11 protein-coding genes and 1 pseudogene are annotated in these 11,485 nt (G+C 65.4%); 6 read left to right on the forward strand and 6 right to left on the reverse strand.

The genetic code is table 11. The annotated features are described in order from the left end of the window. Both VQ044_RS21875 and VQ044_RS21880 read left to right on the forward strand, forming a co-directional pair. A pseudogene (locus tag VQ044_RS21875) lies at nt 1-131 on the forward strand (ISAs1 family transposase); the annotation flags it as partial. 136 nt (nt 132-267) lie between these two features. Continuing rightward, nucleotides 268-1,212, forward strand: a complete 945-nt coding sequence (locus VQ044_RS21880; RefSeq protein ID WP_327649548.1) for a GntR family transcriptional regulator — start codon at nt 268-270, stop codon at nt 1,210-1,212. Here VQ044_RS21880 and VQ044_RS21885 read toward each other — a convergent pair whose 3' ends face one another. Next, nucleotides 1,213-2,169 carry an NAD(P)-dependent oxidoreductase gene (locus VQ044_RS21885; protein WP_327649549.1) on the reverse strand — a complete coding sequence of 319 codons (957 nt, stop codon included), beginning with the start codon at nt 2,167-2,169 and terminating at the stop codon, nt 1,213-1,215. A gap of 124 nt (nt 2,170-2,293) precedes the next feature. Between VQ044_RS21885 and VQ044_RS21890 the strand changes: the two genes are divergently transcribed. The 4 genes from VQ044_RS21890 to VQ044_RS21905 all read left to right on the forward strand — a co-directional run bounded on the left by VQ044_RS21890 (nt 2,294) and on the right by VQ044_RS21905 (nt 6,418). After that, on the forward strand, nt 2,294-3,286 hold the full coding sequence (locus VQ044_RS21890; RefSeq protein ID WP_327649550.1) for a TRAP transporter substrate-binding protein: 993 nt from the start codon (nt 2,294-2,296) through the stop codon (nt 3,284-3,286). 146 nt (nt 3,287-3,432) lie between these two features. Beyond that, a complete protein-coding gene (locus VQ044_RS21895; protein ID WP_327649552.1) occupies nt 3,433-3,918 on the forward strand; it encodes a TRAP transporter small permease in 486 nt (161 codons plus the stop codon). Between the two features lies 1 nt (nt 3,919). Then, the gene (locus tag VQ044_RS21900; RefSeq protein ID WP_327649554.1) at nt 3,920-5,197 is read left to right on the forward strand and encodes a TRAP transporter large permease; all 1,278 of its coding nucleotides are present in this window, start codon (nt 3,920-3,922) and stop codon (nt 5,195-5,197) included. A 54-nt stretch (nt 5,198-5,251) separates the two neighbouring features. Then, the gene (locus tag VQ044_RS21905) at nt 5,252-6,418 is read left to right on the forward strand and encodes an enolase C-terminal domain-like protein (protein WP_327649556.1); all 1,167 of its coding nucleotides are present in this window, start codon (nt 5,252-5,254) and stop codon (nt 6,416-6,418) included. A gap of 82 nt (nt 6,419-6,500) precedes the next feature. Here VQ044_RS21905 and VQ044_RS21910 read toward each other — a convergent pair whose 3' ends face one another. The 5 genes from VQ044_RS21910 to VQ044_RS21930 are packed head-to-tail and all read right to left on the reverse strand — an operon-like array spanning nt 6,501 to nt 11,256. Continuing rightward, the gene (locus tag VQ044_RS21910; RefSeq protein ID WP_327651279.1) at nt 6,501-7,262 is read right to left on the reverse strand and encodes an SDR family NAD(P)-dependent oxidoreductase; all 762 of its coding nucleotides are present in this window, start codon (nt 7,260-7,262) and stop codon (nt 6,501-6,503) included. A gap of 3 nt (nt 7,263-7,265) precedes the next feature. Continuing rightward, the gene (locus tag VQ044_RS21915; RefSeq protein WP_327649560.1) at nt 7,266-8,447 is read right to left on the reverse strand and encodes an enolase C-terminal domain-like protein; all 1,182 of its coding nucleotides are present in this window, start codon (nt 8,445-8,447) and stop codon (nt 7,266-7,268) included. A 13-nt stretch (nt 8,448-8,460) separates the two neighbouring features. Further along, entirely contained in the window at nt 8,461-9,750 is a 1,290-nt protein-coding gene (locus tag VQ044_RS21920) for a TRAP transporter large permease (protein WP_327649562.1), read from the reverse strand. Then, complete coding sequence (locus VQ044_RS21925) at nt 9,747-10,247, reverse strand: TRAP transporter small permease (protein WP_327649564.1); 501 nt, start codon at nt 10,245-10,247, stop codon at nt 9,747-9,749. Before VQ044_RS21925 ends, VQ044_RS21920 begins: the two co-directional genes overlap by 4 nt. 4 nt (nt 10,248-10,251) lie before the next feature. Further along, nucleotides 10,252-11,256 carry a TRAP transporter substrate-binding protein gene (locus VQ044_RS21930; RefSeq protein ID WP_327649565.1) on the reverse strand — a complete coding sequence of 335 codons (1,005 nt, stop codon included), beginning with the start codon at nt 11,254-11,256 and terminating at the stop codon, nt 10,252-10,254. Nucleotides 11,257-11,485 lie beyond the last annotated feature (229 nt).

Raw genomic sequence — 11,485 nt, forward strand, 5'->3', positions numbered from 1 at the left:
TCGCCATCCTGCGCAAGCTCGCACTCAACCTCCTCAAGCGCGCAAGGCCCGACATCTCCGTCAGGCGAAAACGCAAGCGCTCCGGATGGTCAAACAACTTCGCCCGATCCATCCTCGGCCAAATGCGATAGCCCTAGCCACGAGAACATCCGCTATTGCGGCCATCTCCGAACGGGGGTATTCCTGAGCGACCCATCTTCTGAGATAGGAGTTCCCTGGCTGGAACAGAGAAATCCAAAGGCGGCGCGTCGCCCCCGGTTTTCACAAGTGATTTTTGAGACGCTGCGCAATCAGATCGCCGACGGTACGCTGCCGGAGGGGCTGATTTTGGAGGCGGCGCCGCTCGCAAGATTTTTCGGCCTGAGCCGCACCCCGGTCACGGAGGCGTTGCTGGCGCTGGCTGATGCCGGGCTGGCTTGGATCGGCGAAGGCCGTGGAGTCGTCGTCGGTCGCGGCGGCACGTCATTTCGTTGTGATCCGACGGAGGCGGGCCTCAGCCTGCCGCCAAGCGCGCGCAGAACGCTGAGCGAGCGAAACTGGAGATCGCGCTTCTACCCGGAGGTCGAGCAGGAGATCTCATCCTGCCTGCCGTTCGGGCTGTTCGCCATCAACGTCACCCATCTCGCGGCGAGCAAGGCGGTCAGCCGCACCATCGCCCATGAGGCGCTGGTCAGGCTGGAGCGGCTGGGTCTGATCGAGCAGAGGGGCTCGCGCTGGTATGCCGGCCAGATGACCGAGAACGATATCCTGGAGCATTACGAGATCCGCTGGCTGCTCGAGCCGCAGGCGCTCGCGGCCTCCGCCCCGACCCTGCCGCGGGACCTGCTCCTCGCCGCGCGCGAACGCGCGATCGGTTGTCTCGACAGGTCCGTCGACGGCCGGATCGAACTCGTCGACAGGCTGGAGCGAGACCTGCATCTGGATATTGTCCTCCATGCGCCGAGCCGGCTGATGGCCGATGCGATTCGCAGAAGCCAGCTTCCGCTGATGGCGACGAACTTTTCGCTGAACCACCAGCGCGACTACAACGTGAGACGTCAGATGATCGTCGAGCATCTGGCCGTCCTCGACGCGCTGGTCGCCAGCGACGCCGCCGCCGCAGCCGCCGCGTTGGAGGCGCATTTGCGCTCCGCGCCGAATTTCGTGCGCGAAGCGCTCCATTCCAAGACCACCCCATATGTCCCGCCCGGTTACATGACCCGCATCGAGTGATCAGACGATCCGGTTGAGCAGCGGCTCGCCGGCCTCCAGCCGTCTCAGGTTCTCCCTGATGACGTGGGCGACGCCCTCGAAGGCCTTATCCGTGACACCCGCGTCATGCGGGGTGAGGACGATCCTCCGGTGGGCGGAGAGCGGCGAATCCGGCGCCGGCGGCTCGGCCGAGATCGTGTCCAGCCCGGCGGCGTGAAGCCTCCCCGCGTCGAGCGCGGCGAGGAGCGCCGCCTCGTCGACGATTCCGCCGCGCCCGACATTGATCAAGGACGCCGACGGCTTCATCCGGCCGATGAGCTCCGCGCCGAATAGACCGCGCGTAGCCTCGTTCAGCGGAGCGCAGATGACGACCATGTCGGAGGTCTCCACAAGCTCGTCCAGCCGATCCCTCGCGCCGATCCAGTCGAGCCCCATCGCCTCCGCCTCATCTGGCGCGCCCTTGGACCGGCGCACCGCCGTCACCTTCATGTCGAAAGCGACGAGGCGCCGCGCGATCGCTTTGCCGATCGACCCGAGGCCGACGAGGCCGACGCGCCGCCGGGCGAGCCCGAAATTGAGCGGCATGGTCCAGTTCCAGGCCCCTTTCGCCAGATTGTCCGCGCGAAGGCTCGGAAGCCGGGCGCAGGACAGGACGAGGAGAACCGCTCCCTCCGCCACGCTCGCCGCCATGCCGGACATTTCGGAAGGCGCGTTCGAGACGGCGACGCCGAGCGCCTTCATCGCCGGAAGATCGACATTGTCGACGCCGACCCCGAACTGATGGATCAGCCGGACCGCGCCGCCCTCGACAAGCGCGCGATCGACCCGGACATGTGTCGGCACGATCACGGCGGCGGCGCGGATATCCTCCGCGCTGGCGTCGGCCCAGCGCGTCACCCGCCATCCGCTCAGGATCCGTACCAGGTCGTCGATCAGCGGCAAGGGCCAGTCGGCCCCGAGGATGAGATGGCGATTCATCGGCTTTTTCTCCATAACTGCACCTTGCACGCGTTACGCACTTACCCTAGCCTGATTAAGGAGAAAAGGGCGGCGAAGACCGCTCCGCCCCTGTCTGCGAAGCAAAAACCCAAGTGGAGGAACGATGATCTTCAAATATCTGGCGCTCGCCGGTATCTGCGCCGCGACCCTGGTTTCGGCCTCTGCGGCCTCGGCCGCCGATTACAATATCCGCTTCCATGTCAGCGTCGGGCCGGACCAGCCGGCGGCGCTGGCCGCCGCGCAGTTCGGGGAGGCCGTGACCGAGCGCAGCGACGGCCGGATAGGGGTGCAGGTCTACCCGTCCGAACAGCTTGGCGGCGAGCCGGAGGTGATGCAGGCGGTGCGCCTCGGCGGCGTTCAGGTCGCCTTCATGAGCCCCGGCGCCATCGGCAACCTGATGCCCGATTTCCTGATACTGAACGGCCCCTTCCTCTTCGAGGACTGGGACACGGCCAAGGCCGTGCTGAACGGGCCGTTCGGCGAGGAGATGTTCGACAATCTCCTCGCCCAGACCGGCATCCGGGTGCTCGATCCCCTCTGGTACTGGGGCTGGCGCGACATGACGGCCGATCGCCCGATCCGCAAGATCGCCGATCTGGAGGGCCTCAAGATGAGGTCGCCCAACATTCCGATCTTCGTCGAAATGTTCCGCGCCCTCGGCGCCAACCCGACGACGCTGAATTTCCAGGAGATCTACTCCGGCCTCCAGCAGGGCGTCGTGGACGGTCAGGAGAACCCAATTCCGGCGATCTGGTCGCAGCGATTTTACGAAGTCAATCCATATGTTTCGATGACGAAGCATATCCTACAGACGAACATAATCATCGCCAACGACGCGTTCTATCAGTCGCTGCCGGAGGATCTGCAGGCGATCGTCTCGGACGAGATCGTCAAGGCGGGCGAATACAACACCGAACTGCAAATGGCCGCTGAGCAGGACCTGGTGGCGAAGATCGAGGAAGGCGGCGGAACCATCGTCGATGATGTCGACCGTGCCGAATTCCGCGAGGCCACAAAATCGGTCTACGCCTCGTTCGCCGACAGCTGGAGCGACGGTCTTTACGATCGCATCCAGGACGCGATCAAGGCCAAGTGATCGTGAGGAGACGCGGGGGGGCCGCCCCGCCCCCCCGCGTCGCATCCGTGCGCGGCGGGAAATTTGCGAATCGATCCGGAGCGTCACGCCGGTGCCGCCGATCCGACCGCCCGAAGCAACGCCGCCCCCAAGTTGAGGAGCCCGCCATGTGGCGCGTCTTGGCTCGCATTGAGAACGTTCTCGCAATTGCCGCGCTGGTTCTCTTCAGCGTCTTCATCGTCACCAGCGTATTCTTTCGCTACGTTCTTGATTTGCCGCTCTCTTGGCCGGAGGAGGCGAGCCTGATCGCTTTTTCGTGGCTGCTGTTCCTCGGCGGCGCGATCTGCGCCCGCGACGACGCGCATATCCTGATCGACATCTTCGCGCCCGATCCAGCCAGCTGGGTCGGCCGCGCCTCGGACGCCTTCGCGGCGCTGGTCGGCGCGCTCGTCTCCGCGGTGATGACCTATATCGGCTTTCGCTACGCCGTCGGCGCGGCGCCGATGGTGACGCCGATCTTCCGGATCTCGAGCGCGGTCTACAACGCCGCCGCGCCGGTCGGCTTCGCGCTCATCACGCTGCATTTCCTGCGGCACGCCGCCATCGCCATGCGCCCCCCCAGCAGTGGCGAGCGCGAGAGACAGGACATCTGACATGTTCGGGGTGATCCTTCTCGTTTTCACCGTCCTCATGCTGCTCCGCGTGCGGCTGGCCTTCGCGCTTCTCGCGGTCTCATTGCTCTATTTCTGGCTTGTCGGGATGCCGCTCGACATTGCCGCCGCGCGGGTCATCGCGACCACGCAGTCCTTCCCGCTGCTGGCGATCCCGCTCTTCATCCTCGCCGGCAACCTGATGAACCAGACCGGTATGACCGGGCGTCTTTTCCGCTTCGCCGAGGTCCTGCTCGGGCGGGTGCCGGGCGGGCTCGGTCATGTCGTGGTCTGCGTCGGGATGCTGATGGCCGGCACCTCCGGGGCGGCGATCGCCGATGCGGCGGCGCTGGCGCGGGTCTCGATCGACGAGATGGAGAAGGCCGGCTATCCGCGCCCTTTCGCGGCGGCGATCTGCGCTTTCGCGGCGACCATGGGGCCGCTGATTCCGCCGAGCATCATGTTCATCATCTACGGCTGGCTCGCCAGCGAATCGATCAACCGGCTCTTCATAGCCGGCGCCGTTCCCGGTCTTTGTGTCGGCCTCTTCATGGTACTGACGATCTTCATCGTCGCCCGGCGCAATCGCTTCGGTATCGCGTCGAAGCGGCCGACTGCGCGGGAGTTCGCATCGGCCTTCGGCGGCGCGGTGTGGGCGATGTTGATGCCGGTCGTCGTCCTTGGCGGCATCATCATCGGGGCCTTCACCGCGACCGAGGCCGCCGCCATCGCCGTCTTCTACGCGCTCGCTATCGGCGCTCTCGTCTACCGCCAGCTCGACCTGAAGGGCCTTCTCGGCGCGCTGAAGGAGACCGTGGTCACCGCGATGTCGGTGATGTTCATCGTGGCCGCGTCCTATCCTTTCGGCTGGATCCTAACGGCCGAACAGGTGCCGCAGTCGATCCTCGAAGTGGCGAACCAGTTCGCCGCCAGGCCGTGGCTGATCCTCCTTATCGTCAATCTTCTCCTGATCGGCCTCGGCATGGTGATGGAATCGACGGCGATTCTGTTGATCGTCGTGCCGATGCTTTTGCCGCTGATGAAGGCGATCGGCGTCGATCCGGCGCATTTCGGCGTCATCGTCACCGCGAATCTGCTCCTCGGCACGATCACGCCGCCCTTCGGCATCCTGATGTTCACCACCTGCGCCGTCGGCAAGGTCACCACGCTCGATTTCCAGAAGGCGGCGATTCCTTTCTACGTCGCTTTCCTGCTGCTGCTCGCATTCGTCACCTACGTTCCTGCCGTTTCGCTCTGGCTACCCTCCGTTCTGCTGAACTGAGCACAGGGCGCCAGGAAACCCCGGGTCCACTCCTAGAAAAGAGAGACTGTGAAAATGAGCAAGATAACTGAAGTCGACATCGTTCAGTTTGAGTTTGACGTCCGCAACCTTGGCCGGGTCGGCGCCGGGCAGCATGTCGGCTACCAAAAGGGCGCGGTCCTGAACGTGGTCAAGCAGGCCATCTCCATTCGCACCGACGACGGCCTGACCGGCGAATACGTGACCAACTGGGGCGGGACGCCGGCGACCAACGGCGAGATGGAGATGCTCGCGCCGTTCCTCATCGGCCGCGACGCGCTGGCGCGAGAGGAGATCCATGACGATCTGAAGCGCGAAATCCGGCAATGGTCCGGAATGGGGCAGGGGCCGCTCGACATCGCGCTCTGGGACCTAGCCGGCAAGAAATACGGCGCTTCGGTCAGCGAGATCCTCGGCGGCCATCGAAAGCGGCTTCCGGCCTACGCCTCGACCTATATCGGCGATCACGCCGGCGGCCTCGACTGCAAGGAGGCTTACGCCGACTTCGCCGAAGAATGCTACGGGCTGGGCTATCGCGCCTTCAAGATCCACGGCTGGAACGAGGGCGACGCGAGGAAAGAGGCCGAGAACGTCCTTCACGTCGCGGAGAAGGTCGGCGACCACATGACCCTGATGCTCGACCCCGCCAATCAGCTCCGCACCTTTGCCGACGCGCTCTATGTCGGCCGCGCCTGCGACGAGGGCGGCTATTTCTGGTATGAGGACCCGTTCCGCGACGCCGGCAAATCGGCCTTCGCGCACAAGAAGCTGCGGGAGATGATCCGGACCCCGCTCCTGATCACCGAATATGTGCGCGGGTTGGAGCCGAAGGCCGATTTCATCGTCGCCGGCGGCACCGATTTCGTGCGGGTGGACCCGGAATACGACATGGGGATCACCGGCGGCCTCAAGACCGCGCATCTCGGCGAAGCCTTCGGCCTTGATGTCGAGGTGCATGCGGCCGGTCCCGCCCACCGGCACCTGATGTCGGCGATGCGGAACTCCAACTTCTACGAGGTGGCGCTCGTCGGCCCGGACACGCCGAACATGGTCGCTCCGGTCTACACCTGCGGCTACAGCGACCAGCTCGACTGCGTCGGCGATGACGGCTGCGTCCCGGTTCCGTCCGGCCCAGGTCTCGGCGTCGTCTATGACTGGGACTATATCAACTCGCACAAGGTGGCGGAGAAGAAATTCAGATGATCTCGCCGGTCATGCGAAGGCCGGCCCCAAGGGCCATCCCCAACGGTCCGCCAGATCGCGTTCAGCGACAAGCCGCGCCGCCCTACGCACTGGCGGCGCGGAGCGACAGCCCGCCGTCGAGACGGAAATCCTGCCCAGTGATCCAGCCGGCCTGATCGGAAGCCAGATAGGCCACGGCGGCGCCAACCTCCTCCGCGGTTCCGAGCCGCCCGATCGGATGGCGCGCGCGCCGCGCGGCGAGGGTCGCCTCCGGGTCGTCGGCCTTGCCGATGATCTCGCGCGTCAGCTCCGTCAGGACGAGGCTCGGACTGACCGCATTCACCCGGATCCGCCGCGGCGCGAGGTCTAGCGCCATCTGACGCGCCATGCCGATCGCGCCCGACTTGGCGGCGCAATAGGCGAGCCTTTCCGCATGCGGGACGCTGCCAGCGATCGAGGCGATGACGACGATCGAGCCGCCCGCCTCCGGCATCAAAGTCGCGACGCGCTGCGCATAGAGGAAAAGCGGCAGGAGATTCGCGTCGAGCACATGGCGGACCTCCGCCAGCTTCGCGTCGATCACCGAGCCGATCGCGGTCGCGCCGGCGCTGATGACGAGGCAGTCGATCCCGCCAAGCGCCTCAGCGGCGGCCGCGGCGACGCGATCCGCGCTCGAAGCTTCGGTCGCATCGCCCGCCATCACCCCGGCGCAGCCCGCCCCGAGCCGCGTCGCCGCCGCCTCCAGCGCACCCGCCCGCCGCCCGGTCAGAAACACGCGCGCCCCGCTGGCGGCCAGCGCCTCGGCGGCGGCGAGGCCGAGCCCAGTGCCGCCGCCGACGATCAGCGCCCGTTTCGCTCCGCTCATCGCTTAGGCCTTGAAGAGGCGGGTGAGGACGGCGCTACGGCGCATGTTCTCCCAGTCATACGAGACGCCCAGCCCCGGGCCGGTCGGCACGGGCGCCCGCCCGTACGCGTCGAGATCCTCCGGCTGATCCGAATAACCGCAGGTATAGGGTGGGACGATGTTCCGCATACCAGGGCCAATCAGCGCCATCTCGTAGAAATGCGTGTTGCGTACGGCGGCGATGCACGCCCGATGCGCCGGCCCGCAGGCGTGGACCTGGATGTCCATGCCGATCGATTCCGCCATGTGCGCGATCTTCATCAGCCCGGTGATGCCGCCGTCATATTCCGGGTCGGTGTGGATCATGTCGCAGCCGCCGGCGAGCGCGAAGGAGGCCTTCTGCTCCGGCCCGCGGATATGCTCGGAGATGAGAAGCGGCGTCGAGAGCTTCGCGCGCAGCATCTTCTGGCCTTCGACGGAGACCGAGGAATCCCGGTAGGGGTCCTCGTACCAGAAGCATTTCGCCTCGTCGCAGGCGCGGCCGACATAGAGCGCGTCGGCCCAGGTGCGAAGCTGGCAGCCGGGGTCCACCATCACCTCGAAATCGGCGCCCACGGCGTCCCGGACCGCGAGCACGACCGCCGCCTCGCGCCGCTTGTCGCCGTCGTGCCAGCCATGGATCTTGAAGCCAGCGAAGCCGCGCTCCTTGCACTCCGCCGCATAGGCCGCGAAGGCCCCGATCGAGTCGAGCCCGCCCGGCGTCTCCTGCCCGTGATGGGTGGATGCGTAGGTCGGCAGCGCCGTCCGGTAGCCGCCGAGCATCGTCGAGACGCTCATGCCGTATTTCTTACCGACGAGATCCCAGAGTGCGATGTCCAGGACGCCGTGCCCCATACCGTCATAGGCGCGGACCTCGCGTTTCAGGTCGTCATAGATCAGTTCGCGCTGCTCAGGGTCGCGCCCGAGAAGGATTGGCGCCAGCATCAGGGTCTGCCCCAGCGCCGCCTCGGTGCCGACCCAATGCGCGGCGTACTGGCCCTCGTGCCCGTCATCCGTCGCGACGCGCACCGCGTAGCGCATCGCCTTCAGCGAGGCGCCCTTGTTGTAGCGTAGATTGCTGACGCCCATCGCCTTGTGCGCCCCGAGGTCGAGGTCAGGGACCTCGACGGTGAAGGAGACGACTTCGACTTCGTTGATTATGCTCATGGGTCTTTCCAGATTAGCCGGCGTAGCCGAGCGCGACGCGCGGAAGCCAGAGGGTGAAGGCCGGCAGATACATGATCGCAAGCAGCCCTAGGATGAGAACGAAGATGAACGGCGCGAGCGGCCGCATCGTCTTCGAATACTCCACCCCGCCGATCTTGCAGGTGAGAAGCAGCAGCACCGCGACCGGCGGCGTCAGCGAGCCGAGCAGCACTGCGATGATCGTGACCACGGAGAAATGGATCGGATCCAGCCCGAAGGCCTGGGCGATCGGCGTGAGCACGGGCGTAACCAGGATCAGCGCAGAGATGGTCTCGATGAACATGCCGATCACCAGCAGGATCACGACGATCAGGAAGAGGACAACATGCGCGTTCGAGGTCACGCCTGAAAGCCAGTCCGCGATCAGCACCGGCAGGCCGGCGCGGGCGATGATCCACGAAAAGAGAGCGGCGCCGCCGAGAATGATCAGGATGCTCGACGAAGAGAGCGCCGTCCCGAGCGCAAACCGGTAGATCCCTCCCGCCCCGAGCCGGCGGGTGACGAGCCCGTAGAGCAAGCCGTAGACGACCGCGACGATGCCAGCTTCGGTCGGGGTGAACACTCCGGAGAGGATGCCGCCGATGATCAGGACCGGCATCACCAACGCCGGGCCCGCGGAGAGGAACGAAGCCCCGACCTCCGAGAGCGGCGCGCGCTCCTGGCGCGGCGCGCCGATCTCGTCAGCCTTGATGTAGACCAGCGCCATCATCGCCAGCGCCATGATGATGCCGGGGGTGACGCCGGCGAGGAACAGCGTGCCGATGGAGAGCCCGGTCATCGAGCCGTAGAGCACCATCAGGATCGAGGGCGGAATGATCGGCCCGAGGATCGACGAGGCGGCGGTGATCACGACGGACCATTCGGGCTTGTAGCCCTCCCGCTTCATCGCCGGAAGCATCATCGAGCCGACCGCGGCGCAATCCGCCGCCGCCGAGCCGGAGATGCCGGCAAAGAGGATCGAGGTCAGGATGTTGACCTGCCCCAGCCCGCCGCGAATGTGCCCGACGATCGAGCGGGCGAAGCGCACGATCGCCGCCGTCACCCCGGCGAGGTTCATGATCTCGCCGGCGAAGATATAGAGCGGGATCGCCAGAAGCGAGAAAGAGTCGAGCGAGGAATAGAACCGCTGCGGCAGGACCAGAAGCGGAACCGCGCCGTCGAAAGCGAGCGCGCTGACCGCGGACAGCCCCATCGAAAAGCTGATCGGCACACCGATGGCGATCAGCACGATGAAGACCGCAAACATGATGAGGACGAGCGTCATCGCGCATCCGGCTCCGCGGAAGAGACCTCCGTCTCCGCATCCTCCGCATCCTCCGCAGCCGGGCGCAGGAGAAGCGCGAGCACCGACAACGCCGCGCCGATCGGGATCGGGGCGTAGAACCAGACACGCGAGATCCCGAGGGTGGTGGAGCGGGCGTTAAGCCCGCGCAGCGCGAAATCGTATCCGGTCTTGGCGAGGATGGCGCAGAACAGGATCGACGCGAGCGCCGCCAGCAAGATCTTGCCGCGCTGACATCCGGGATGTTCGAAATTCAGCAGGTCGACCTTGATCTCGTGCCGCCAGAGAAGCGTCAGCGGCGTCGCGAGCAGGACCGTCCAGACCAGCAGCAGCCGGATGACCTCTTCGGTCCAGAACATCTGAAACCCCAGCAGAAAGCGATTGAGCACCTGCGCGAGGATGAGCGCCATGAGCGTCGCGAACAGCGCGACGACCACGGCGCCCAACCCCGTGGAGGCGACCCGGATTACGGATCGCATCGGTTCATGCGGCCCGGATCTGTTTCAGATACTCCGTGGCGCCCGCCTCTTCAGCGAAGGAATCCTGAAGCGGACCCAGCACCTTCTGGAACGGCGCGGTGTCGACCTCGTTCACCTTCAGCCCGACTTCGCCAAGCTTGGTCAGCCAGTCAGCGTTGACCTTGGTCCAGCCCGCGCGCTGCGCGTCCCCCGCCTCCGAAGCGGCGCGCATGACCGCATCGCGCTCCTCATCGGACAGGCTGTCGAGGAACGCCTGGTTGATGACGTAGCTGCCATCCAGCAAGATGTGATTGGTGAGCGAGAGATAATCCGCGACCTCGAAGATCTTGTAGGTGTAGCCGGTCTCCGGGCTGCCCTCCATCGCGTCGACGACCCCGGTCTGGAGCGAGGTGTAAATCTCCGGCGCGGGGATCGGCGTCGGGCTGGCGCCGAGCGCCGCAAAGGTCTTCACGAAGACCGGCGATTCCGGCACCCGGATCTTCACGCCCTCGAAATCCTCCGGCTTCTCGATCGCCTTCGACCGCAGGAAGGTCTGGCGATAGCCTCCGTTGATCCAGTTCACGATGCGCATGCCGGCGGCGCCGGCCAGTTTATCCGAAAGGCTCCGGCCGACGTCGCCGGTGACGACCGTCTGCCAGTGGTCGAGATCGCGATAGAGATAAGGCAGCGCTAGCACGCCGAACTCGGAAGCGTAGTTCGAATAGAGGCCGGACTCGCCATATCCCATCTCGAGCGTGCCGAGGGAGACCGATTCGATAATCTCGCGCTGGCCGCCCATCTGCGCCGAGGGCAGTATCTCCACCTGGATGGCGTCGTTCGTGTATTCGCCAACAAGATCGCGAAACCGTTCTGCGGCGCGCTGCTGGTCCGATTCGATCGAGACGTGGTGCGCGATGCGGATCGTCTTCGACTGGGCGTGCGCGGGCCGGAAGCCGGACGCCGCCAAGGCGGTCGCGCCTAATCCGAGTTTGAGCGCGTCGCGGCGCAGCAGACCGTTTCTGATTTTCATCTTGTTTCCTCCGTTTATCGTTTTGGGAATGTTAGGGTGGTCATTGTCTGGCCGCAAGAGTGTTCTAAGCTCGACTTTGGCCATTCACGCCGGGTAACACGCGGCGGCAGTGATGCGTTCAAAGAAGCTGCGAGGGCGTTGACACGTTAGCTGGATCCGAAGCGAAAGCGGAGTAGGATAGGGGGATGTCGAGCATCAGCTATAGCCGCCATCGTTTCCCGCCCGAGAT

The sequence above is a fragment of the Aurantimonas sp. C2-5-R2 genome (genome assembly GCF_036549495.1).
GTDB classification, from domain to species: Bacteria; Pseudomonadota; Alphaproteobacteria; order Rhizobiales; family Rhizobiaceae; genus Aurantimonas; species Aurantimonas coralicida_A.